At 60.2% G+C, this 21,696-nt stretch carries 23 protein-coding genes; 13 read left to right on the plus strand and 10 right to left on the minus strand.

From position 1 onward, the window contains the following. Positions 1-169: 169 nt before the first annotated feature. Positions 170-1,264: a PLP-dependent cysteine synthase family protein gene (locus FIV38_RS27295; RefSeq protein ID WP_029297134.1), complete on the minus strand. Its 1,095-nt coding sequence runs from the start codon at positions 1,262-1,264 to the stop codon at positions 170-172. A gap of 216 nt (positions 1,265-1,480) precedes the next feature. On the opposite strand from FIV38_RS27295, the gene nhaA reads away from it, so the two are divergent. The 4 genes from nhaA (at position 1,481) to FIV38_RS31055 (ending at position 4,070) form a co-directional block, all read left to right on the plus strand. Continuing rightward, positions 1,481-2,668, plus strand: a complete 1,188-nt coding sequence (gene nhaA / locus FIV38_RS27300) for a Na+/H+ antiporter NhaA (protein ID WP_092234070.1) — start codon at positions 1,481-1,483, stop codon at positions 2,666-2,668. 159 nt (positions 2,669-2,827) lie between these two features. Continuing rightward, positions 2,828-3,322 carry a colicin E3 gene (locus FIV38_RS30580; protein ID WP_235860987.1) on the plus strand — a complete coding sequence of 165 codons (495 nt, stop codon included), beginning with the start codon at positions 2,828-2,830 and terminating at the stop codon, positions 3,320-3,322. Further along, complete coding sequence (locus tag FIV38_RS27310; protein WP_029297138.1) at positions 3,319-3,654, plus strand: hypothetical protein; 336 nt, start codon at positions 3,319-3,321, stop codon at positions 3,652-3,654. Before FIV38_RS30580 ends, FIV38_RS27310 begins: the two co-directional genes overlap by 4 nt. A gap of 185 nt (positions 3,655-3,839) precedes the next feature. Continuing rightward, positions 3,840-4,070 carry a DUF7683 domain-containing protein gene (locus tag FIV38_RS31055; RefSeq protein WP_070995762.1) on the plus strand — a complete coding sequence of 77 codons (231 nt, stop codon included), beginning with the start codon at positions 3,840-3,842 and terminating at the stop codon, positions 4,068-4,070. Between the two features lie 103 nt (positions 4,071-4,173). Here FIV38_RS31055 and FIV38_RS27320 read toward each other — a convergent pair whose 3' ends face one another. After that, positions 4,174-4,638, minus strand: coding sequence for an outer membrane lipoprotein (locus FIV38_RS27320; protein WP_029297142.1), 465 nt, complete (start codon positions 4,636-4,638; stop codon positions 4,174-4,176). 157 nt (positions 4,639-4,795) lie between these two features. Here FIV38_RS27320 and FIV38_RS27325 point away from each other — a divergent pair, with 157 nt between their 5' ends. Further along, the gene (locus FIV38_RS27325; protein ID WP_070995761.1) at positions 4,796-5,032 is read left to right on the plus strand and encodes a hypothetical protein; all 237 of its coding nucleotides are present in this window, start codon (positions 4,796-4,798) and stop codon (positions 5,030-5,032) included. A 44-nt stretch (positions 5,033-5,076) separates the two neighbouring features. Here the strand turns inward: FIV38_RS27325 and pdxH are convergent, their stop codons facing one another. From pdxH to dinG, 5 genes are all read right to left on the minus strand, one after another. After that, positions 5,077-5,724, minus strand: a complete 648-nt coding sequence (pdxH, locus tag FIV38_RS27330) for a pyridoxamine 5'-phosphate oxidase (RefSeq protein ID WP_029297146.1) — start codon at positions 5,722-5,724, stop codon at positions 5,077-5,079. Positions 5,725-5,751: 27 nt separating this feature from the next. After that, a complete protein-coding gene (locus tag FIV38_RS27335) occupies positions 5,752-6,762 on the minus strand; it encodes an OmpA family protein (protein WP_070995760.1) in 1,011 nt (336 codons plus the stop codon). 139 nt (positions 6,763-6,901) lie between these two features. Beyond that, positions 6,902-8,047, minus strand: a complete 1,146-nt coding sequence (locus FIV38_RS27340) for a serine hydrolase domain-containing protein (RefSeq protein ID WP_092234067.1) — start codon at positions 8,045-8,047, stop codon at positions 6,902-6,904. Between the two features lie 52 nt (positions 8,048-8,099). Then, a complete protein-coding gene (locus FIV38_RS27345; RefSeq protein WP_092234064.1) occupies positions 8,100-10,355 on the minus strand; it encodes a beta-galactosidase in 2,256 nt (751 codons plus the stop codon). 88 nt (positions 10,356-10,443) lie between these two features. Next, on the minus strand, positions 10,444-12,588 hold the full coding sequence (gene dinG / locus FIV38_RS27350; RefSeq protein ID WP_029297151.1) for an ATP-dependent DNA helicase DinG: 2,145 nt from the start codon (positions 12,586-12,588) through the stop codon (positions 10,444-10,446). Positions 12,589-12,687: 99 nt separating this feature from the next. Here dinG and FIV38_RS27355 point away from each other — a divergent pair, with 99 nt between their 5' ends. Further along, on the plus strand, positions 12,688-13,152 hold the full coding sequence (locus tag FIV38_RS27355; protein WP_029297153.1) for a CopD family protein: 465 nt from the start codon (positions 12,688-12,690) through the stop codon (positions 13,150-13,152). Positions 13,153-13,260: 108 nt separating this feature from the next. On the opposite strand, the gene FIV38_RS27360 is transcribed toward FIV38_RS27355, so the two are convergent. The 3 genes from FIV38_RS27360 to FIV38_RS27370 form a co-directional block, all read right to left on the minus strand. Then, positions 13,261-14,019 (minus strand): collagen-like domain-containing protein, encoded by a 759-nt coding sequence (locus FIV38_RS27360; protein WP_092234061.1) that lies wholly within the window; start codon positions 14,017-14,019, stop codon positions 13,261-13,263. Beyond that, the gene (locus FIV38_RS27365) at positions 14,012-14,302 is read right to left on the minus strand and encodes a DUF1145 domain-containing protein (RefSeq protein WP_092234058.1); all 291 of its coding nucleotides are present in this window, start codon (positions 14,300-14,302) and stop codon (positions 14,012-14,014) included. Before FIV38_RS27365 ends, FIV38_RS27360 begins: the two co-directional genes overlap by 8 nt. Before the next feature lie 180 nt (positions 14,303-14,482). Beyond that, the gene (locus tag FIV38_RS27370; RefSeq protein ID WP_029297159.1) at positions 14,483-15,178 is read right to left on the minus strand and encodes a PA1041 family peptidoglycan-binding anchor lipoprotein; all 696 of its coding nucleotides are present in this window, start codon (positions 15,176-15,178) and stop codon (positions 14,483-14,485) included. 191 nt (positions 15,179-15,369) lie between these two features. Between FIV38_RS27370 and FIV38_RS27375 the strand changes: the two genes are divergently transcribed. The 7 genes from FIV38_RS27375 (at position 15,370) to FIV38_RS27405 (ending at position 21,656) form a co-directional block, all read left to right on the plus strand. Next, positions 15,370-15,867: a DUF6231 family protein gene (locus FIV38_RS27375; protein WP_092234055.1), complete on the plus strand. Its 498-nt coding sequence runs from the start codon at positions 15,370-15,372 to the stop codon at positions 15,865-15,867. A gap of 2 nt (positions 15,868-15,869) precedes the next feature. After that, complete coding sequence (locus tag FIV38_RS27380) at positions 15,870-16,340, plus strand: YchJ family protein (protein WP_092234051.1); 471 nt, start codon at positions 15,870-15,872, stop codon at positions 16,338-16,340. A gap of 125 nt (positions 16,341-16,465) precedes the next feature. Next, positions 16,466-16,957, plus strand: a complete 492-nt coding sequence (locus FIV38_RS27385; protein WP_092234048.1) for an LEA/WHy family protein — start codon at positions 16,466-16,468, stop codon at positions 16,955-16,957. Further along, positions 16,954-17,154 carry an SEC-C metal-binding domain-containing protein gene (locus FIV38_RS27390; RefSeq protein ID WP_026136698.1) on the plus strand — a complete coding sequence of 67 codons (201 nt, stop codon included), beginning with the start codon at positions 16,954-16,956 and terminating at the stop codon, positions 17,152-17,154. Before FIV38_RS27385 ends, FIV38_RS27390 begins: the two co-directional genes overlap by 4 nt. Before the next feature lie 173 nt (positions 17,155-17,327). Next, positions 17,328-17,972, plus strand: coding sequence for a glutathione S-transferase N-terminal domain-containing protein (locus FIV38_RS27395; protein ID WP_029297166.1), 645 nt, complete (start codon positions 17,328-17,330; stop codon positions 17,970-17,972). Between the two features lie 216 nt (positions 17,973-18,188). Then, positions 18,189-20,630 (plus strand): penicillin acylase family protein, encoded by a 2,442-nt coding sequence (locus tag FIV38_RS27400; RefSeq protein ID WP_092234045.1) that lies wholly within the window; start codon positions 18,189-18,191, stop codon positions 20,628-20,630. Between the two features lie 243 nt (positions 20,631-20,873). Then, complete coding sequence (locus FIV38_RS27405; RefSeq protein WP_092234042.1) at positions 20,874-21,656, plus strand: transporter substrate-binding domain-containing protein; 783 nt, start codon at positions 20,874-20,876, stop codon at positions 21,654-21,656. Positions 21,657-21,696: the final 40 nt, after the last annotated feature.

A 21,696-nucleotide genomic window follows, 5' to 3' on the forward strand; every position in this document is an offset into this window, starting at 1 on the left:
CCCTAAACCCGGCCATCAGAGGTTTATCTGAAGAAACGCGGAGGGCTTTTTGGGGCTGCTTCGCAGCCCAGCGCGGGGCAAGCCCGCTCGCCACTGGAGAGTTGTGTAGATACCTACGGCCATCGCGGGCAAGCCCGGCTCCCACAACGGTCTCCATACACAGGAAATTTTAGATATTGGCGCGCAGGATGCTGTCCGGCAACGGCTCGCCCCGCTCGACACTGGCTGCAACAGCGTCAATCAGCTCCTCCAACTCATACCCTTGCCCGACCAGCCACGCATCGTCGTAATAGGTCGTGGCATAACGCTCGCCCCCATCACACAGAATCGCCACGATAGACCCCGACTCTCCTGCCGCCTGCATCTGCTGCGCGGCAATCAACGCGCCAATCAGATTGGTACCGCTGGAACCCCCGACCCGCCGTCCCAAGCGTTGCGCCAGGTAATGCATGGCCGCTAACGACAAGGCATCCGGCACCTTGACCATCGCATCGATCACCTTGGGCAGGAATGACGCTTCTACCCGTGGCCGGCCAATGCCCTCGATCCGCGAACCGCAGTCCAGGCGCAGGCTGGCGTCACCGGTCTGGTAATACTCGAAGAACACCGAACGCTCGGCGTCGGCGCATAACACCCGGGTGCAATGCTGGCGATAACGCACATAACGCCCGAGGGTCGCGGTGGTACCGCCGGTACCCGGGCTGGAAATCAGCCAGCTCGGCTCGGGATGCCGCTCGAAACGCAACTGCTGGAAGATCGACTCGGCAATATTGTTGTTCGCCCGCCAGTCGGTGGCCCGTTCGGCGTAGGTGAACTGATCCATGAAGTGCCCGCCGCTTTCCTGCGCCAGGCGCTCGGATTCGGCGTAGATCTGCGTGGGATCCTGCACCAGATGGCTCTTGCCGCCGTAAAAGGCGATCTGCGCAATCTTTTCCTGGGAGGTGGTGGCTGGCATCACCGCAATGAACGGCAGGCCCAACAAGCGCGCGAAGTACGCCTCGGAAATCGCCGTCGAGCCGCTGGAGGCTTCGATCACCGGCGCGCCCGGCTTGAGCCAGCCGTTGCACAGGGCATACAGGAACAAAGAGCGGGCCAACCGGTGCTTGAGGCTCCCGGTGGGGTGGCTGGACTCATCCTTGAAATACAACTCGATCCCCGGCAAACCCGGCAGCGGTAGGGGGATCAGGTGGGTGTCGGCGCTGCGCTGGAAGTCCGCTTCAATAATGCGGATGGCCTCTCGGGCCCACGGACGGTGGTCGCTCATGCTCAGGTTCCATTAAGTTTTCAGGCTTGATCTTAAGGACTTTCCTACACTGCACACAGATACAGTCATGACTCAATTCGATACACAATTGCCAGGCTTTGACGCAATCCATACAACAGCGCTTTTATATAACAAAAAAGAATATAACTTTTGTTTTAACAACTAACAGTACGGGTTAGGGTACGCCCCTATTGAACTTTGATTGGAGAGCATCCCTTGCCTCTGCGTAGCACGTTTACCCGTTTCTTCCAGCTCGAAGCGGCCAGTGGTCTGTTACTGATCGCTGCGGCCGCCTTGGCCCTGATCATCAACAATTCGCCGCTGTCCTCGTTCTATAACAGCTTTCTTGAAGTGCCCGTCGCCGTCCAGATCGGCGCCCTGCAAATCGCCAAGCCTTCACTGCTATGGATCAACGACGGCCTGATGGCCCTGTTCTTCCTGCTGATCGGCCTGGAGGTCAAGCGCGAGTTGCTCGACGGCCACCTGTCCAAGCCCTCCCAGGTCGTACTGCCAGGCGCAGCGGCTATCGGCGGCATGGTGGTGCCGGCGCTGATCTACTGGGCGCTGAACAAGGATAACCCGGCGGCGCTGGGCGGCTGGGCCATCCCGATGGCCACCGATATCGCCTTTGCCCTGGGCGTGCTGGCACTGCTGGGCAAGCGTGTCCCGGTGTCGCTGAAGCTGTTCCTGATGACCCTGGCGATCATTGATGACTTGGGCGCCATCATTGTCATCGCGATTTTCTACTCCGGCGACCTGTCCACCGCGTCGCTGGCAGGCGCTGGCGCGTGCCTTGTCGCGCTGATAGCCATGAACCGCCTGGGGGTGGTGAAGCTCGGGCCCTATCTGATCATCGGCCTGATCCTGTGGGTCTGCGTACTCAAGAGTGGTGTGCACGCAACCCTGGCCGGCGTCACCCTGGCGTTCTGCATTCCGCTGCGCACCAAGAACGCCGAGCCATCGCCCCTGCTGGGCCTGGAACACGCCCTGCACCCCTGGGTGGCGTACGGCATCCTGCCGCTGTTCGCGTTTGCCAACGCTGGTGTGTCCCTGGCCGGGGTCAACCTTGAAAGTTTCACCCACCATGTACCTATGGGTATCGCCGCAGGCCTGCTGGTGGGCAAGACCGTCGGTGTGTTTGGCCTGACCTGGCTCGCGGTGAAAACCGGCCTTGCGGCCCTGCCGACTGGCGCCAATTGGGGCCAAGTCATGGGCGTGGCCATCCTGTGTGGTATCGGCTTCACCATGAGCCTGTTTGTCGGTTCGCTGGCGTTCGTACCAGGCAGTAGCGAATACGCCGGGATGGACCGGATGGGCATTCTCACCGGTTCGATCCTTGCTGCATTGATTGGTTATGCAGTGACGGCGATGGCCAGTCGCAAGCAGGTGACGGTCAACGCGTAACGCGTAACGAGGGGGCAGGCTTTCCTGCCCCCTCATTCTTTAAGCCTCTTCTCCCCTCGCTTACAGCACCTTCCTACATTTTTTCTCGTGCTCCTCCCATAACGTCGCACATCCGACTTCAAGAACGGATGTCGCGGTGTAACTCGCCAGGAGGGCATGATGGCCAACAACCAAGACAGACCGCAGGTCTGGCGCTCCTACGGGACCGGCACCGGTGGCTATCGCCGCCTGGAACCTATGAACGAGCGCGAACTGGCGGCCCGCGAGGCGCTCCAGCAACCCTACAACGCAATGCTCGCACGCCAGCAGGCCTACGAAGCAAAGCTTCAGCCTACGTCAGAACCGACCCTGGCTCCTGTCGTCGGGTGCGTTTTCGCCAAGTCCTGCAACTTGCCGGACGCCATCATCAGCTACAACAACCCGTCTGGTTACATTCCCCTGGAGCGCCTCGCAGACTATGGCGAACATGCGGTGCTGGGCCTGGTCGCACGCCTAGTAGGTATCGACCCACAGACAAAGATAGATCGCACCACAGATGAGCTTTACCACGGCCATGTGAGGTCTTGGGAAGAGCTTCATCAAGACATGAAAAATGCGCTGATAAAAGCGGGTAAAACCAACCGCAAAGGAAAAACTCTCGGAGCAGAAAAATGAACATCCACTATCACGACCCGGATATGAGCCATGAGGAAGCAGTAAGTAGTCTTGCCGCTGGAGACGAACGAAAGGTAGCAACTGCACTGATTTCTATCGGGCTTAATGAAAAAAATAGCGCCTGGGCTCAGGAGACCTGCTTAGAACATATAAGTCATGACAACCAAGCGATTGCCTCAGCTGCCATAGTCGCTGTAGGTCATATAGCGCGTCGATTCAGAACATTGGACACCGCTAAGGTGTCTGCGGCAATGCACCAGGCTGGGCAAAAACACCCATCACTGAGCGGCGTGATAAGTAGCGCGCGAGATGACATCGAAATATTCACCTGATCGCTCCCTCCAACCCGTCACTCAATCTGAGAGTTTTTCCTTCACGGCGCCCCTTTAACCAGTAAAAAGATGGAGCCCGTCGATGGTTACAACATATCCCGGCAGTAAACTTGGAGGTGAGCTAGAGCCGTTAATAATCAAATCCATCTCCACGAAAATCCAAAAAAAGAAAAAAGAGTCGCACCATGAGATATCTGATTGAAGCCTTCGATAAGGTTACTGACCTCCAAGTGTTTGTAATCGAGCTACCTCATGGGTGCGAGGACAAGTTGAAAACCATAATGCAATGGTCCGAAGAGCAACACGGCTGGGAGGGCTACAACCTGACCCCCGCTCAACTGACGGCTATAGAAACCTTAGCCGGCAGAGTGATAAATGACTCTATTCATCACTTCCAACTTACCTGCAACGTTTAACGCGCCCGCCCGAAATTAAAAATCATATTAAGAAAATCCGTAGCCGAACTAAAAAAACCCCGACCAGTCACCCGGTCGGGGTTTTTCTTTTACTGTATGACGCTTAGCGGGTAACGCGGCTGGTCCCGTCTACGGTCATGATGCGCACGCGGTCGCCGATGCGGAAAATCTCGTTTTCCTGCACGGCCTGGACGTAGGCGCGCATGCTGCCGTCGTCTTCGCGCACGGTGATTTCAACGCCCTGGGTGCGGGTCAGGCCTTCTTCGGTGGCCGAGCCCAGCAGGCCGCCCGCCACGGCACCGATAACGGCGGTGACGATGCTGCCGCGACCGCCGCCGATGGCGCTACCACCAACACCGCCGATGACTGCGCCTGCTGCGCCGCCGATTGGGGTCTTGGTGCCTTCGATCTTGACCGGACGCAGGGATTCAATGGTGCCCATGCGCACGCTCTGCACGCGACGGGCTTCGTCACGGGAATACGAGTCGCCGGTCAAACTGGAGGCGCAGCCACCCAGCAGCAACGACATGGTGGTAAAGCAGGCAACCAGCAGAACAGACTTACGCATAGCATCAACTCCAAAGGACATATCTTTATTAGACTCCGCTGCTTGACGCCTGTCACGGCACGGCCCGGAGAAAATTGCTTTCATTCAGCCCCAGTACAGACAGGCTGTACCGCAAAAACAGACAAACGGTAGCACCTGCACCCAGACAAGGAATTTCATGGACTACTTCATCATTGTAGCTACCACCGCAGCCGGCCTGTATTTCCATTGGTGGCTGTACCGGCGGATCAAGCGCTGGGTAGACCGCGACCTGGCGCTGTCACTGGCAGGAGACGATCAGCACAAGCGCAACTTTATGCTGCAACAGTTGGACCGCGCCAAGGCTGAGAAGGTCAAGCGGAAGGACTTGCCACAGTGGCTGCAGGACGCAGCACGGCAATATGAGGTCAAGTAGAGGCTGTAGGAGTCGGCTAGCCGGCTCCTACAAGTATGACGTTTTCAGGGTGCCAATCGCTCGCGTGTCCAGTCGGCACCCTGCAAACGATAGTTCAAGCGATCATGCAGGCGACTTGCCCTGCCCTGCCAGAACTCGATGCGCTCCGGCAGCAGGCGATAACCACCCCAGTGTTCCGGACAATCCGGCTGGGTCTCGCTGAAACGCTGTTCGGTCAGCGTGAGCAGGTCCTGCAACTGCTGGCGATCGCGGATCACCTGGCTTTGCGGGGAAGCCCAGGCGCCGATACGGCTGCCCAGTGGGCGTACTTGATAGTAGGCGTCCGACTCCTCGGGCGTGACCTTGACCACCCGACCCTCGATACGCACCTGGCGCTCCAGGGTCGGCCAGAAGAAGGTCATGGCAGCAAACGGGCGGGCTGCCATTTGCTGGCCCTTGGCGCTCTGGTAGTTGGTGAAGAAGGTAAAGCCCTGAGCATCCAGCCCCTTGAGCAGCAGGACGCGGCAGTGAGGCCGGCCCTCCTGGTCGACGGTCGCCAGGGTCATGGCATTGGCCTCGACCGGCGGTTGCTCGGTCTTGACCGCGTCGTTGAACCACTGGTGGAACAAGGCAAACGGCTCGGCCGGGGCCTGGGCCTCGCTCAAACCGTCCCGTGTGTAGTCACGGCGCATATCAGCCAGTGCCTGGGTCATGCGGCTTTATCCTTCATGCTCAACTGCTCAGTTTTTCGCCTGGTCGTTTGCAGCTACTTTTTTCGCTGGCGTTGCAGCCTTGGCAGCAGCTGGCTTTTTGGCTGCTGGCTTGGCGGCCGCTTTTTTCGCCGCTGGCTTGGCGGCGGCCTTCTTGGCAGGTGCTTTCTTGGCGGCAACCGCTTTCTTGGCGACCGGCGCTGGGGCAACCACGTCCTGTACCGCAACCATTTCTGGCTTCGGCGGGTTTGGCGAGTTGTACTTGCTCAGCAGTGCCAGCATGGTAGTGCGCTGGGTGAACATGATTTCCATGCGACGGTTCAGGGCACGGCCCTGGGTGCTGTCGTTGGCAGCGCGAGGCATCAGGTCACCCATGCCACGCAACATCAAGCGGTCCTGCTTCAAGCCACTGAGGCTGAAGATCGACGCGATGGACTGGGCACGCTCTTTGGTCAGGGGCTGGTTTTGCACGGTGTCGATATGACCAAGCACCAGCACGGCGGTCTTTGGATCGCTTTCAACGGCTTTGGCCACACGGGTGAACGGACCCAAGGTCACTGGCAGCAACATCGCCGGGCGTTTCGGGTTGTAGGAGCCATCGACCGGGGCTATCACCACCAGAACATTGTCGCGACGCTCCAGTTGCAGGTTGCTGTCCTTGATCGCGGCGCGCAGGCGCGGCTCGTAGTCGTCCAGCCAGGCCTGGGTGATTTTCGGGTCTGGCATCGGGATGTTGGTCACATCGACTTTGCTTAGGGGTTTTGGCTTGCTTTCAAACGGCCACCACCATTTGGTGTCGGTTTCAGTCTTGGCGACTACCGGGGCCGCAGATGGAGCCGGCGTTGCCGCCTGCAGGTCGGCCTTAAGATCGGCCTTGGCGTCAGCCGCCTTGGCATCGGCTTTGGCAGTAACGTCCTTGGTCGCCGACTTGTCGAACCCGAATGACCACCAATGCTCGCCAGACGCATCATTTTGTGGAGTTTGTGCACAGCCAGTAATAGTTAGGCAGAGCGCCAGTGCCAAGGACTTGTTCGATAACATGAGATATCCACAAAATGAGAAAACACAGGGGTCTGGATGACCCGTTAAACAGACGCTTCACGAAGTTTAAAGTAACAATACTTTTCAAGCGCCTTTTGTAGGTGCCTTTTTAACAAAAAAACGCCGGACGGCAAGCTATTTACAGACAACCGGCCAATATTCTTACCAACTTTTGCGCGCGTGGGTCCATAAGTACATACGGACCTAGAGTATTGGTCACGAAACCAAATGCTACATCATGTTCCGGGTCAGCAAAGCCCACGGAACCACCCGCCCCAGGATGCCCAAATGCACGCGGGCCAAGGCCGAACGTGGCATTGGGCACATCCGGCTGGTCCAACATGCAACCCAGGCCAAAGCGGGTTTGCGTCAATAAGGTTTTATCCGGCCCGATACTGTGCTCGCGGGTCAGCTGTTCAAGCATATCGGCTTCCAACAAACTTCCGTCCAACAAACCACTATAAAACCCGGCCAAACTGCGCGCATTGCCATGCCCATTTGCCGCAGGCTGCTGCATACGACGCCACTCGGGTTTGTTAGTGCTGGTTAGTATAGAAGGCGGATTGGTAAACGCCCGGGTGCTCATTGCCTCGGGCTCACGCAGGGTGACCTGCAATAGCCGCTGGGCCGCCTCATCCCCCATATTGCCTTTGCCCCTGGCAATGTGCGCGACACGATAAAACTCTTCGTCCGCCAGCCCGACGTGAAAGTCCAAGCCCAACGGGCGGGCAACCCGGGCCACGATCGACTCCCCCGGCCCACGCCCATCGGCGCGGCGCAGCAGTTCCCCAACCAGCCAGCCATAGGTGATGGCGGCGTAGCCATGGCCTTCCCCGGGGGTCCACCAGGAAGCCTCGGCGGCCAGGGCCGCCGTCATCAACGGCCAGTCATACAGGGCTTCGGCGGGCAACGTCTCACGCAACGCTGGCAACCCGGCCTTATGGCACAGCAGTTGGCGCAAGGTGATGCTTTCCTTGCCCGCCGCCGCGAATTCAGGCCAGTAGTTGGCCACGGGGACGTCCAGTTGCAATTTGCCTTCGGCAACCAGTTGCAAGGCCGTGACAGCGGTAAAGGTCTTGGTGCAGGAGAACAGGTTGGCGATGGTGTCGCTGTGCCAGGCCTCGGCACCGTCCTTGTCGGCGGTACCGGCCCACAGATCGACGACGGTTTCGCCGCCAATCTGCACACACAGCGCAGCGCCGCGCTCCTGAGGGTCGTCAAACAATGCAGCGAAGGCTTCACGCACTGCTTCGAATTGAAGTTCGTAATGACCCTGAATCTGCACCTGAATCCCCCCGGAAAAGACCTACGTTAAGTGGCGCCCATTGTTCCAGTCATTACTGGGTTTGGGAACCCGTTGCAGCCTTGGCTTTTTCGGCTTCCTGGGCCAACTGCTGGATCGCCGCCAGGTTGCTTTTACGCACACTGTCGACAAAGCCCTGGAACGGCACATCGGTGATCCCCACCAGACCGAAGTGACCGTTTTCACCGTCCAGTAAACGCCCGGTCACTGGCTGGTCGAGGTACTGGAACCAGTGCACGCCGACAATCGACGGCTCGGCCATGGCCTGCTTGAGGAAGGTCGCATAAGCCGGGGCGCGCGCCTCCTCCCGGGCCAATTGCGTGACCCCACCCCAGAACGGGCCACGGTCGGCCGAGCCGAAGTTGAACTCGCTGATCAGCACCGGCTTGTCCAGTGCGCGCAGCGCCGCAAAGTCGTAACCGTCCTGGGGCTTGAGGGTGTACATGTTGAAGCTCAACACATCGCAATACTGGGCGCAGGACGCCACCGCCTCCGGGGTGCTGACCGCATAGCGGCCACCCAGCAGCAACTGGTTGGGCGCATGCCATTTAAGCGCATCGGAGATGGTCTTGAAGTAGGCGTCGGCGAAGGTCTTCTGGAAGTATTGGAAATCAGCCTCGATTTCCGGATGCTCGGCGTTGGGAACCGGCGGCTCGAAGCCTGGATCTTCCATCAACTCCCAGCCAGCCAGCTGGATACCCCAGGCTTTGGAAAGGCCATCTTCGTTACGGTACTTGTCGCGCAGTTGCTTGAGGAACGCGCGCTTGGCCGGCACATCCGTAGTCATGCGCAGAGTGCCGTAGGCCAGGGCGTAGCGGGATTTCGCATCATCGCCGGGACCGGCCCATGCCAGTTCGTTATCGGCAAAGAAGCCAATCAACCAGGGGTCGTCGCGATGGTCGCGGGTGGCGATCGCCACGGCCCGCTCAGTGGCCATGGCAAAGCGCGGGTCGAACGGATCGGGCATGCCACCCCACCAGTCGATACCGGTGCTGATACTGGTGTAGTCGCCAATGATCGACAGAGGCAAGGTGTAAGGCACGCGACGAGCGTCACCCAAGTGCGGGGTGCTCCAGTTGCCGATCGTGTTGAAACCCCAGGCTTGCAGGCGGTCCAGGGTGTGGCCGGTCCAGCGGGCCTGGTCAAAGCCTGGGGCCGTGCAGGGCTGCGCCTCGGCCGCCGGGTCGCACGCCTGGCCGTAGGTGCGTTGCAGGTTGGCACCGTAGAAGTTGTACCAGCGCCCCACATTGAACCCGCGCCCTGCATCGGCGCCATTGCCGCCACGGTTGTCACCGCTGCCGTAATACTTGTCGAAGGGCTCGCCCGCCTTGGGCAGTGCGCCAAACATCCATTCGCGTCCCGCAACATAAGTCTGGCTATTGTCCGGGCTCACGGTGTTGACGCCCAGGGAGTAGAACGGATGCCCCAGCGGTGTCACCAGGTACCAGCGCCCGTCGCGCTTTTCGGTGCGGAAGAAGCCGCTGGCTTCAAAGGCCGGGCCCTTGGTGCTGCCGCCAAACTTGTCCAGGGCGCTCTTGTCGCGCTCTGCGAGCCAGCCCTTGAGTTGTTGCTGCTCCTTGGCGGCAGCGGCTTTCAACTGCTCGTCGCTGCTGACTTTTTCTGTCCAGCGCGCGCGGTTGGACTGCCCATAGGCATCCACCAGCTCACTGTAGGCAGCCTTGAGCACCGGTTCACTGTCCTGCACGCCAAAGCGCTCCAGCAGGATGCTTTGCGGCGCTGCCGGCTTGATCATCGACAGAGTGACCGAGACCACCTGGCTGCGATCGATTTCGCCAGCACTGCCAGCGAGCATGACGCGCTGGCCGTCCACAGTGATGGGCATCGGCGGTCCGGCCTTCATGCCCAGGCTCAAGGGCGAGTTGGCCAGCAGGGGCACCAGCAGGGTTTGCGCAGGCCCCGCCGGTAAATCGATACGGCTGACCAGGGTCTTGCCGTCGCTGCTCTGTACCTTGACGTACAACGTCAGTGCCCAATCCATCGCACTCTGGATGCGCAGGCTCATGGCACTCGATTGCGACCAGTCCCACACGCCGCTCTGCGGGCTGAGCACCAGGCTTGGCTCCGCCGCCGGGTTGAAGGTGATGCGGCGCAGCACTTCGCCTTCCGGGGTCTGTTCAGCGTTGTATTGCGGCAGGCTGGCGTCCTGGGTCGCCACCTTGACCACATCGGCCGGCCGGACAAAGTTGAACAGCGTCTGTTGCCCAGCCGGCGCGGCCAGCAATGGCGTGGCGAACAGCAGGGCAAAAAGAGCGGGCAGCGTGCGAATCATACGAACAAGGTTCTCCCAATCGGCCGGTGAATGGCCTGATGACATAAACGAGATAGACCACGAAGTGGGCGAATTCGCCCACTGTGGCTTAAGAAATTTCGCGCCGGAAAGGCGGCAAGGCATTCAGGATAGCCTTGCCATAGCGTTGCGTGACCAATCGGCGGTCGAGCAAGGTGATGGTGCCACGGTCCTCTTCAGTACGCAGCAAGCGGCCACAGGCCTGGACCAGCTTCAACGAGGCATCCGGCACGGAGATCTCCATGAACGGATTACCGCCCCGGGCTTCGATCCATTCGGCCAGCGCGGCCTCGACCGGATCGTCAGGCACCGAGAACGGGATCTTCGCGATCACCACGTGTTCGCAGTAAGCCCCGGGCAAGTCGACACCTTCGGCAAAGCTCGCCAGGCCGAACAGCACACTGGAATCCCCACCATCGACCCGCGCCTTGTGCTTGTTCAGGGTTTCCTGTTTCGACAGGTTGCCCTGGATGAATACCTGTTTGCGCCAGTCGCGGTCGAGGCCGTCGAACACGTCTTGCATCTGTTTGCGTGACGAGAACAGCACCAGCGTGCCTTTGGAACCTTCCACCAGCGATGGCAGGTCACGAATGATTGCTGCGGTGTGGGCCGGCGCATCCCGTGGGTCGGCCTTGAGGTCCGGCACCCGCAGCACACCGGCGTCGGCGTGGTGGAACGGGCTGGGCACCACGGCGGTAACCGCCTTTTTCGGCAGGCCGGCACGCATGCGAAAGCGTTCGAAGGTACCGAGGGCGGTCAGGGTGGCCGAGGTCACAAGGGCGCCGTAGGCTACGTTCCACAGGTTGCGCCGCAGCATCTCCGCCGCGAGGATCGGGCTGGCGTTGACTTCGATATCGAACAACGCGCCGCTTTCCGACAGCGTCAGCCAGCGGGCCATGGGCGGATTGTCTTCCGGGTCTTCGACGGTAAAGGCGGTCCACAACTCCCAGTTGCCCTGGGCACGGGACAGCAGGCTGCCAAACAGCGGGTACCACTCTTCGGCCTGGTTGCTGGCAATGCCGATATTGACCTCGCCGTCCATGCCTTCCTTGAGCAAGTCGGTGAGGCGGGTGAACAGGTCGGTCAGGCGTGAGAAGCCCTTCTTCAGTTCGACGCCCATTTCGCGCATGTGCTCGGGGATCAGCCCGCCGACAAAGCGATGGCGGGGCCGTTCGCGACCTTCGACGTCTTCGCCGGGCTTGAAGTCCGCCACCTGCTCGCAGGCGCTGAACATGAACTGTTGCTGGGTCTTGATCTCCCGCGCCAGCTCCGGCACCTGTTCGATCAGCTTGCCCAGGTCACCGGGCAGCGGATGCTGGGCCAGCAGCTTGGTGAGGTTCTTGGCGGTGGTTTCCAGCCAGTCGGCAGTGGACCGCAGGCGCGTGTAGTGGGCGAAGTGGCCGATGGCCTTGTCCGGTAAGTGGTGGCCTTCGTCGAACACGTACAGCGTGTCACGCGGGTCAGGCAGCACCGCCCCGCCCCCCAGGGCCAGGTCGGCGAGGACCATGTCGTGGTTGGTGACAATCACGTCAACCTTGCCCATGCCTTCGCGGGCCTTGTAGAAGGCGCACTGGCCGAAATTGGGGCAGTGACGGTTGGTGCACTGGCTATGATCGGTGGTCAGGCGCGCCCAGTCGGCGTCTTCCAGGGCATTGGGCCAACTGTCGCGGTCACCATCCCACTTATTGCCGGCCAGCTTCTCGATCATGCTGGTAAACAGCTTCTGGCTGGCCTCATCGACTTCGATCTTGAAGCCTTCTTCTTCGAACAGCGAGGCCGTGGCGGTTTGCGCGTGGCCTTCCTGGAGCAGCACGTCCAGTTTGGACAGGCACATGTAACGGCCACGGCCCTTGGCCAGGGCAAAGGTGAAGCTCAGGCCGCTGTTGCGCATCAGGTCGGGCAGGTCTTTGTAGACGATCTGCTCCTGCAGGGCCACGGTGGCGGTGGCAATCACCAGGCGCTTGCCGGCGGCCTTGGCAGTAGGAATCGCCGCCAGGCTGTAGGCTACGGTCTTGCCGGTACCGGTGCCGGCCTCGACGGCCACGACCGCGGGGTCGCCACTGCGCCGGCCTTCGTCGTCGGTGTCGATATCCCCGAGGACCTTGGCTACTTCGGCGATCATCAGGCGCTGGCCGTAACGCGGTTTCAAGCTCTTGGCTTCGAGAAAACGCGAGTAGGCGCCCTGGATCGTGGTTTTGAGTTCAGTGCTGATCATGGATAGTCGGGCGCAAAAAACGCTGGATAAATTTTCAGTGGTTCGGATCGGCCGCTATCATACCCCGCTAATTAATCCCGCGCAGAACGGAGTACCTCAATGACCGTCTTTAGCCTTGCCTACACCCTGCATGTATTGGCCGCCCTGGTATGGGTCGGTGGTATGTTTTTCGCCTGGATGATCCTGCGCCCGGCCGCTGTGGCGGCGCTTGAAGGGCCGGCGCGGCTGAAACTGTGGACGAATGTGTTTCCGCGTTTTTTCGTGTGGGTCTGGGTGGCGGTGCTGATCTTGCCGATCAGTGGCGTCGGCCTATTGCAACTGCGCTTCAACGGGTTTGAAACCGCACCGCGTTATGTGCAGGTGATGATGGGGCTGTATGTAGTGATGACGGCGCTGTTTATCCGCATCCAGGCGTTGCAACTGCCTGAACTGCGCACGGCTGTGGCGGCCGAAGACTGGGCGACGGGCGCGCAGGCGCTGGGAAAAATCCGAAAGTTGGTAGGGATCAATCTGATTGTGGGATTGGTGGTGGTGGCGGTTGCCTCCGCTCGGCCGATGTTCTGAGGGTGTTCTTCAGGGCCTCATCGCGGGCAAGCCCGCTCCCACATTTGAATCGGTTCGCAAATCAAGTGTGGGAGCGGGCTTGCCCGCGATGGGGCCAGTGCCTATAACTCAAAGCCGTTGGATGGTCACCGTGCCGGCAGGTCCGGAAGGCCCTGCCTGCCCTTCCAACCCCGGCCGGCCTTTCTCGCCGCCATCAGCGCGGTACACCAGGCACCCCTTGGACTGCCCGCCCTTGCCCGGTTTGCCGGCAACACCCGGCAAGCCGCCAGCACCGCCGTCGACCCAGACCTTTATCTGCTCGCTCGGATAATCCTGTGGCAATTCGATGCGCACTGTCGCACCCGCAGCACCTGGCAGCCCGTCGCCGCCGTTGTCGCCATTGGCGCCACGCCCGGCCGAACCCCAGGTGCACCCTGGGTCTTCGCCATTGGCGCCATCCAGGCCGCTATAACCTTGGGCGCCGGTGCCACCCCGGGCATCGACAGACAATAGCTGCGCATTCAATGCATTGATCCGCAACGTCAGGTCACGCCCCGGCTTGGCCGGCTTTTCATGGGTGCCGGGTGCCCCCCGGGAGGTGATCTGGCTGCCATGCTCCAACTGCGCATGCCGTACCTGCAATTGCAGGGCCGAGGCGCTGGGCACGATGGCGATCCGCGCGTCGCGGCCCAGGTGCAGTTCGTCGACGGTGACCTGGGTGATATTCGCCGGAATCAACAAGGTGCCATAGTCGGCCACTTCCAGGCGTTCCAACTGCAGCACGCTGGTGCTGTTGGGCAAGCGCAGCAACGAGTTGGTCTCGACGCTGACGCTATCGGCCAAGGCAATGGGGCTGACCAGCAGGGCCAGGAGAAAAACGTTACGCATGATTGCCATCCTTGTTGTCTTGATCAGCCGTAGGTGCAGGCAGGCTCTTTATATGGAACATCCCCAGCAACAGGATCAGCAGGCGGTCACGCCAAGGGTGGGCACGATGTTTGACGCTGGCGTTGAATAACACCAACTCCAGAAGATGGGTCAGCAACAACAGGATACCGACCAGGTTGACCAGCAGATGAAATGGATTGGTCAGCGGTTTGAACAGATTGACCAGCACAACGACCCAGAACAGCATCGCCAGCAACTTCCCCAATCGCAACAACAGCTTCATGCCCTACGCCCCCTTGCACATTATTCTTTGGGCGCACAGTAACGAGTTCTACAGGCGATTTGCCAGTGAAGGATAAAAAAACTTGAGATAGCTGCGATTTGGCGACCAGATCGCCGAGGATTGTCTGAAGCTTCCGTCAGAAATGCCCCTGGAGCCACCCAGGGGCAGGTGTGCAGCGCGCTAGCGGTTGATCTGGATTTCCACGCGGCGGTTCAGGGCACGGCCGTCGGCGGTTTTGTTGTCCGCCACCGGGTGGGTTTCACCAGCACCTGTCACCGACACAAAGTTGCTGCGGGGCACCCCGGAGCTGACCAGGTAGTCGGTCACCGAATGGGCGCGTTTTTCCGAGAGCTTCTGGTTGTACGCATCTTTACCGACGCTGTCGGTATGCCCGCTGACCCGCAGTTGAGCACTCGGCGCCTCCTGTTTCAGGCGTGCGGCGACGGTGTCGAGCTTGGTTTTATCAGCCGCCGTCAGCCGGGCCGAGTCGAACTCAAAGTGCACGTCACGAATCACGATGGTCTCTTCCTTGACCACCACCACTTCTTCGACGACTACCGCCTCGGGTACTGGCGGGCAGCCATTGGCATCGACCTGCACGCCTTTGGGGGTGCCCGGGCATTGGTCGCGGCTGTCGGGCACACCGTCGCCATCCTCATCACCGTCGCCATGGACCCAGCAATAGGCGCCGGCCATGCCGCCGATCAACAACGCACCACCGCCGGCCCATGACGAACTTTCGGTGGCGCCCAGCGCGGCACCGGTTACGCCGCCGAGGGCTGCACAGGTGGGCCAATCGGTTTTTTGCAAGCCTGCGCAACCTGTCAATACTCCGGTTAGCAGAACCAAGGGTAGAGCTGTCCGCATGATGCTCATTTGATTTCTCCTGAGGGGATCGGCCGCAAGCCGATGGGTGGAGTAAAGACCGCTCTTTTCATCCGCGCCAGCGCGCCACACCCCCGTATTCATTGGCCCACGCTGCTTTTTCCAGCCGACAGGCCGCCGCCCGCTCTAGGCCCGCGCGCTCAAGCAGGCTAGTCTTCACGGTTCTGATGTGAGGATCTTCGATGACCGCCGGTAATTCTTCCCGTACGCCGCAGCAATCACTCGCTGCCCTGCTTGATCGCCAAGCCCCCAAACGCCTGCTGGTATTGGGTGCCGGCCACTTCCCTGCACTGGATGCGTTCAAGCTGGCCCACCCGGACACCGTGGTCTGCGTCGCAGGGCCGGGGCCGTTGCCTGCCGACCTGGCGGCCCAGAGATTTGACCTGGCCCTGGTGGTCAACTGCCTGGAGCACCTGTCAAAACGTGCAGGGCTGGAACTACTGGGCGGCGTGCGCAACCTCAATGCCAGCCGTATAGCCGTCCTCGCCGACCTGGCGGCCTGCGGCTGGAAAGACACTGATTTTTTCTCCCTGGCCCTGCAGACCAGCGAGCACTTTTGCCGCGACAATCAGGTACTGACGCTGTTTACCTACGATCTGCTTGAATACAAACAGGTACCGGACTGGCTGAACGCCCGGTTCTGGGCCAACCCGGAAAATTTTGGAAAGTACTGGTGGTAACCATGAGCACCTCCATTTGCCCTTGCGGCAGCGGCAACCTGCTGGATGCCTGCTGCGGCCATTATCACTCTGGCCACCCCGCACCCTGCGCCACGGCGTTGATGCGCTCACGCTACAGCGCCTATGTGCTGGGGTTGGTGGATTACCTGGTGGCGACTACGCTGCCGGCACAACGCAGCGGCCTGGATCGTGAGGCTATCGGAGCCTGGAGCGCGCAAAGCACCTGGCTGGGCCTGGAGGTCGAAAGTTCCGAGGTGTTTGGTGGGCAGCCGGAACATGCCTTCGTCACCTTTACCGCGCGCTGGCATGACAGCACCGGCGAACATAGCCACCGGGAACAGTCGTCTTTCGTACAGAACGATGGGCACTGGTACTTTATTGACCCTACCGTGGAGGTGAAGGTGGGACGCAATGATGCCTGCCTGTGCGGCAGCGGGCAGAAGTTCAAGAAGTGCTGTTCCGGCTACCTGTAAGAGTCCGCTTCTTTGTAGGAGCAAGCTTGCTCGCAAAGAAGGCAAGCGCACCGCATTTACCCAGACTGCCCTCGTCATCGTTGACGACCATCGCCGGCAAGCCGGCTCCTACAAAGGAATGCGTCATGGTCAGCCGATTACGAAGCTATAGCTATTTGTTGATGCTGACCGTTGGGCTCTCGGGATGCACGTCCTGGTTCGCCGATGACACGCCGCCACCGCAGATCCACCTGGTCAAGGTGGAGTTGGTGCGCGCCAAGTTGCTGGAACAGAAATTCAAGCTGCACTTTCGTGTGGATAACCGCGGCGACTCGGACCTGACCGTGCGCGGCCTGATCTACAAGATCAGCCTGGCCGATGTGGAACTGACCGAAGGCGAGTCCAACGAATGGCTGACAATTGCGCCCCATGGCCGGGGATTTTTCAAAGTCACGGTGCGCACCAACCTGTGGCCGCAGGTGCGGGAAATCGCCGACCTGTTGAAAAACCCGGACCGGCCCATCCCCTATCGCCTGGAAGGTGAACTGAAAACCGGATTATTCATCGGTAACGACGTGCACGTGATGCGCAATGACGAGATAATCCCCGGCGATTTTATTCCGGAGCGACACCAATGACTCAGCAACCCCATGTCCATGGTCCTGACTGCAACCACGATCACGATCATCACGATCACGACCATGGTCATGTCCACGGCCCGAACTGCGGCCATGCCCACCAGGAACCCGTGCGCAATGCCCTGAAGGATGTGGGCCGCAACGACCCATGCCCATGCGGCAGCGCCAAGAAGTTCAAGAAGTGCCACGGCGCCTGATACGCCTTACGTAGGCGCAGGCTTGTCGGTCTTTACCAGCAAGCCGGCTCCTACGGTTCTATCGATAGACCCAAATATTTCATTGAATTTTCCCTAGTCGACCATTACCTATACCTACAGGCACATCATCGGGCGCCCTGCCCGTTCAAGCATCACCAATCCTGGAGAGCTTCATGATCGACCTGTATTACTGGACCACCCCCAACGGTCACAAGATTTCGTTGTTCCTGGAAGAAGCCGGCCTGCCCTACGAGGTGCACCCGATCAACATTGGCCAGGGCGACCAGTTCAAGCCAGACTTCCTGAAGATCGCGCCCAACAACCGCATTCCGGCGATTGTCGATCAGCATCCGAGTGACGGTGGCGCACCGATTTCCCTGTTTGAATCCGGCGCCATCCTGCTGTACCTCGCGGAAAAAACCGGTCAGTTCCTGCCCAAGGACCTGCGCGCTCGCCAGGAAGTACTGCAATGGTTGTTCTGGCAAATGGGCGGCCTGGGCCCGATGGCCGGGCAGAATCACCATTTCAGCCAGTTCGCCCCGGAAAAGATCCCCTACGCCATCAAACGCTACGTCGATGAAACCGCGCGCCTCTATGGCGTGCTGGACCGGCGCCTGGCCGATCGCAGCTTCGTCGCCGGCGAGGCCTACAGCATTGCCGATATGGCGATCTACCCGTGGATCGTTTCCCACAAATGGCAGAGCCAGCGCCTGGAAGATTTCCCCCACCTGCATCGCTGGTTCAACCTGATCAAGGAACGCCCGGCGACGGTGCGGGCCTATGACTTGGTACAGAAGGTCAACCCGCCGAAATCCTGATCGTGCCCTGTAGGAACTGGCTAGCCGGCGAAGATCGTCAACAAAAACGCCGGGGTCTGGATAAGCGTGGCGCCTGGTAGTTTTTCGCCGGCAAGCCGGCTCCTACAAGGGTTTATGAGTGTTTGAAAAAATTAGCATCGCCTCCCGCTTGCGTCGGTTCGCCGCGCTCACTAACGTAGCGCCTTTACTGACGCTACCCCCCGCAGGAGCTTTGCCATGGCCTCGCCAGCCCTCTCACGTTTTCTTCCCCGGTTCGGCGTTGCCGCGGCAGTGGCCAGTGCCTTGGGCCTGGCCGGTTGCCAGTCACTGAACAGCCAGGACACTCTGCCTCCCGTTTCCGGCGTACAGCCGCTCAAGGGCCTGGCGCAAAATGTCTCCGTGCGGCGCAACAGTCAGGGTATGCCGCTGATCGAAAGCAACACCTTCCACGACGCACTGTTCACCCTCGGTTATGTGCACGCCAGCGATCGGATCAACCAGATGGTCACCCTGCGTCTGCTGGCCCAGGGCCGCCTGGCAGAAATGTCCGGGCCGGATGTGCTGGATGTCGACCGTTTCATGCGCGCGGTAAACCTCAAGAAAAGCGCCAGCGAGCTATACAACGCCTCGTCACCGCGCCTCAAGCGCTTCTTCGAAGTGTATGCCCGCGGGGTCAATGCCTACCTGTTCCGCTACCGCGACAAGCTGCCGGCAGACCTGGCCCAGAGCGGCTACAAGCCCGAATACTGGAAGCCAGAGGATTCGGCGCTGCTGTTCTGCCTGCTCAATTTCAGTGAGTCGGCCAACCTGCAGGAAGAGTTGTCCGCCCTGGTGTTGGCGCAAAAAGTCGGCGCCGACAAACTCGCCTGGCTGACCCCAAGCTACCCGGACGAACCTCTGCCTGCGGCGGAAGCCGACAAGCTCAAGGGCGTCAACCTCGGGCAGATTCCCGGCCTTGCCACGCTCACCAGCATCAACGAGCGCCTGGGCAGCCTCAACACCCTTGGGGTTTCCACCGCCAGCAACTGGGCCATCGCCCCGCAACGCAGCCGCAGTGGCCGCAGCCTGCTGGCGAACGACCTGTCGACGCCGATGCAGGCACCGTCCCTGTGGACATTCGTACAAATCCGCGCACCGAAATACCAGGCGGCCGGGGTGTCGATTGCCGGGGTACCTACGCTGCTATCCGGCTTCAATGGCAAGGTGGCCTGGAGCATGAGCCAGGTCTCCGGCGATACCCAGGACCTGTTCCTGGAGAAGGTCAGACGCCAGGGCAGCGCGCTGTACTACGAGCACAATGGCAAATGGGTGCCGGCCATCGTGCGTAACGAAACCTTCTTCGCCAAGGGCCAGCGGCCGATTCGCGAAACAGTGTACGAAACCCGCCACGGGCCGCTGCTCAACAGCGCCCAGTCGCTGACCAGCGGCTACGGCCTGGCCCTGCAAACCGCCAACTTCAAGGATGACAAGAGCCTGGATGCGTTTTTCGACCTGTCCCGGGCGCAGAACGTGGAAAAAGCCTCGGACGCCAGCCGTGAGATTCGTGCCATCCCCCTGAACATGGTGTTCGCCGACGCCAGCAATATTGGCTGGCAGGTCACCGGGCGCTTCCCCAACCGCCGCGAAGGCGAAGGCCTGCTACCGTCGCCAGGCTGGGACGGGCGCTTTGACTGGGATGGCTACGCCGACGCGATGCTGCACCCCTATGACCAGGACCCGCCACAAGGTTGGGTCGGCACCGCCAACCAACGCACCGTGCCCCACGGCTATGGCATGCAACTGTCCAACTCCTGGGCCGCACCCGAACGCAGCGAACGCCTGGCGCAACTGGCCGGCAACGGCAAACACGACAACCGTAGCGTGATTGCCATGCAGTACGACCAGACCACGCTGTTCGCTGCCAAGCTCAAAGGCATGTTCCAGGCACCGGGTATGGCTCTGCCACTGAAACAGGCGATCGATGCCCTGCCTGCCGCCGATCGGGCCAAGGCCCAGGAGGCCCTGAGCCGACTGATGGCGTTCGACGGGCGCCTGGCAGCCACGTCGAGCGATGCTGCGATCTACCAACTGTTCCTGCAGGAAAGCGCCAAGCAGATTTTCCTCGATGAACTGGGCCCGGAAACCAGCGCCACCTGGAAAGCGTTTGTCAGCAACGCCAACCTGTCCTACGCCGCCCAGGCCGACCATCTGTTGGGACGTGAAGACAGCCCATTCTGGGACGACCTGCGCACGGCGCAAAAAGAAGACAAACCGGCGATCCTCGCCCGCAGCCTGGTCGCAGCAATCACCGCCGGCGACAGCTTGTTGGGTGCAGATCACAAGGCCTGGCAATGGGGCAAACTGCACAGCTACACCTGGAAAACCAGCAGTGGCCAAACCTTGCGTGGCCCGTTGGCGGCAGGTGGTGATCACACTACGTTGAACGCTGCGCCCTACAACTGGGGGCAGGATTTCGCCACCACCCAAGTCCAGGCCATGCGCATGATTGTGGATTTCGGCCAGGTAGAACCCATGATGGGCCAGGGCGGTATCGGCCAATCCGGCAACCCTGCCAGCCCGTACTATGCCAATGGCATCGATCCGTGGCTCAAGGCGCAGTACTTGAGCTTCCCGATGCAACCACAGAACTTTGACAAGGCGTACGGCAAGACCCGATTGACGCTGGTCCCGGGGAAATAACCCGATGCAGGAGCTGGCATGCCAGCTCCTGCCATTGATGATCAAGCTGCACTGCAATGGTGCTGAAGCTATGTAGCGCCCGATATCGTGCGCTGACCACATTACCCTTCGCGTAATCCCACCTATTAAAAAGACCGTTCGGAACTATGGTGCAGAAATTGCTACTTGCGATTTGCCTGACCCCGTTCAGTAACAGTCCTAATCGCGCCACAAGCGCTTATCGTGGTTTCCAGGGATTACATAATGAAAAAAGCATTGCTGACCCTTTCTGCACTCGCTCTGTGCATGGCCGCCGGTACCGCCCTGGCCAAGGAATACAAAGAATTGCGTTTTGGTGTGGACCCTTCCTACGCGCCGTTTGAATCCAAGGCCGCCGACGGTAGCCTGGTGGGCTTCGATATCGACCTGGGCAACGCCATTTGTGCGCAGCTGAAGGTCAAGTGCAAATGGGTAGAAAGCGACTTTGACGGCATGATCCCGGGCCTCAAAGCCAAGAAGTTCGAGGGCGTGATTTCGTCGATGACCGTGACCCCGGCCCGCGAGAAGGTTATCGACTTCTCCAGCGAGCTGTTTTCCGGCCCCACTTCCTACGTGTTCAAGAAAGGCGCCGGCCTGAGCGAAGATATTGCGTCGCTCAAAGGCAAGACCGTGGGTTATGAGCAAGGCACCATCCAGGAAGCCTATGCCAAGGCCGTGCTGGACAAAGCCGGGGTAAAAACCCAGGCCTACCAGAACCAGGACCAGGTGTATGCCGACCTGACCTCGGGCCGCCTTGATGCATCGATCCAGGACATGCTGCAAGCCGAGCTGGGCTTTTTGAAGTCGCCGCAAGGCGCGGACTACGAAGTCAGCAAGCCGGTAGACAGCGAAATGCTGCCCTCCAAGACCGCCGTGGGCATCGCAAAAGGTAACAAAGAGCTGAAAGCCCTCTTGGATAAAGGTATCAAAGCGTTACACGATGATGGCACCTACGCCACCATCCAGAAAAAACACTTTGGCGATCTGAACCTGTACAGCGGCAAGTAATGCTGCGGCGCCCACTCCGCCAAGGGGTGGGCGCACTATC

The organism is Pseudomonas proteolytica (assembly GCF_007858275.1).
GTDB lineage: Bacteria > Pseudomonadota > Gammaproteobacteria > Pseudomonadales > Pseudomonadaceae > Aquipseudomonas > Aquipseudomonas proteolytica.

What these genes read in the sequence shown, in the direction of transcription:
- FIV38_RS27375 (WP_092234055.1), top strand. Translation starts at nt 15,370, where the DNA reads ATGACCGCCGGTAATTCTTCCCGTACGCCGCAGCAATCACTCGCTGCC.
- FIV38_RS27390 (WP_026136698.1), top strand. Translation starts at nt 16,954, where the DNA reads ATGACTCAGCAACCCCATGTCCATGGTCCTGACTGCAACCACGATCAC.
- FIV38_RS27395 (WP_029297166.1), top strand. Translation starts at nt 17,328, where the DNA reads ATGATCGACCTGTATTACTGGACCACCCCCAACGGTCACAAGATTTCG.
- pdxH (WP_029297146.1), bottom strand. Translation starts at nt 5,724, where the DNA reads ATGACCCAGGCACTGGCTGATATGCGCCGTGACTACACACGGGACGGT.
- FIV38_RS27335 (WP_070995760.1), bottom strand. Translation starts at nt 6,762, where the DNA reads ATGTTATCGAACAAGTCCTTGGCACTGGCGCTCTGCCTAACTATTACT.
- FIV38_RS27355 (WP_029297153.1), top strand. Translation starts at nt 12,688, where the DNA reads ATGACCGTCTTTAGCCTTGCCTACACCCTGCATGTATTGGCCGCCCTG.
- FIV38_RS27405 (WP_092234042.1), top strand. Translation starts at nt 20,874, where the DNA reads ATGAAAAAAGCATTGCTGACCCTTTCTGCACTCGCTCTGTGCATGGCC.
- FIV38_RS27345 (WP_092234064.1), bottom strand. Translation starts at nt 10,355, where the DNA reads ATGATTCGCACGCTGCCCGCTCTTTTTGCCCTGCTGTTCGCCACGCCA.
- FIV38_RS27360 (WP_092234061.1), bottom strand. Translation starts at nt 14,019, where the DNA reads ATGCGTAACGTTTTTCTCCTGGCCCTGCTGGTCAGCCCCATTGCCTTG.
- FIV38_RS27320 (WP_029297142.1), bottom strand. Translation starts at nt 4,638, where the DNA reads ATGCGTAAGTCTGTTCTGCTGGTTGCCTGCTTTACCACCATGTCGTTG.
- FIV38_RS27295 (WP_029297134.1), bottom strand. Translation starts at nt 1,264, where the DNA reads ATGAGCGACCACCGTCCGTGGGCCCGAGAGGCCATCCGCATTATTGAA.
- FIV38_RS27365 (WP_092234058.1), bottom strand. Translation starts at nt 14,302, where the DNA reads ATGAAGCTGTTGTTGCGATTGGGGAAGTTGCTGGCGATGCTGTTCTGG.
- FIV38_RS27370 (WP_029297159.1), bottom strand. Translation starts at nt 15,178, where the DNA reads ATGAGCATCATGCGGACAGCTCTACCCTTGGTTCTGCTAACCGGAGTA.
- FIV38_RS27400 (WP_092234045.1), top strand. Translation starts at nt 18,189, where the DNA reads ATGGCCTCGCCAGCCCTCTCACGTTTTCTTCCCCGGTTCGGCGTTGCC.
- FIV38_RS31055 (WP_070995762.1), top strand. Translation starts at nt 3,840, where the DNA reads ATGAGATATCTGATTGAAGCCTTCGATAAGGTTACTGACCTCCAAGTG.
- FIV38_RS27380 (WP_092234051.1), top strand. Translation starts at nt 15,870, where the DNA reads ATGAGCACCTCCATTTGCCCTTGCGGCAGCGGCAACCTGCTGGATGCC.
- FIV38_RS30580 (WP_235860987.1), top strand. Translation starts at nt 2,828, where the DNA reads ATGGCCAACAACCAAGACAGACCGCAGGTCTGGCGCTCCTACGGGACC.
- FIV38_RS27310 (WP_029297138.1), top strand. Translation starts at nt 3,319, where the DNA reads ATGAACATCCACTATCACGACCCGGATATGAGCCATGAGGAAGCAGTA.
- dinG (WP_029297151.1), bottom strand. Translation starts at nt 12,588, where the DNA reads ATGATCAGCACTGAACTCAAAACCACGATCCAGGGCGCCTACTCGCGT.
- FIV38_RS27385 (WP_092234048.1), top strand. Translation starts at nt 16,466, where the DNA reads ATGGTCAGCCGATTACGAAGCTATAGCTATTTGTTGATGCTGACCGTT.
- FIV38_RS27325 (WP_070995761.1), top strand. Translation starts at nt 4,796, where the DNA reads ATGGACTACTTCATCATTGTAGCTACCACCGCAGCCGGCCTGTATTTC.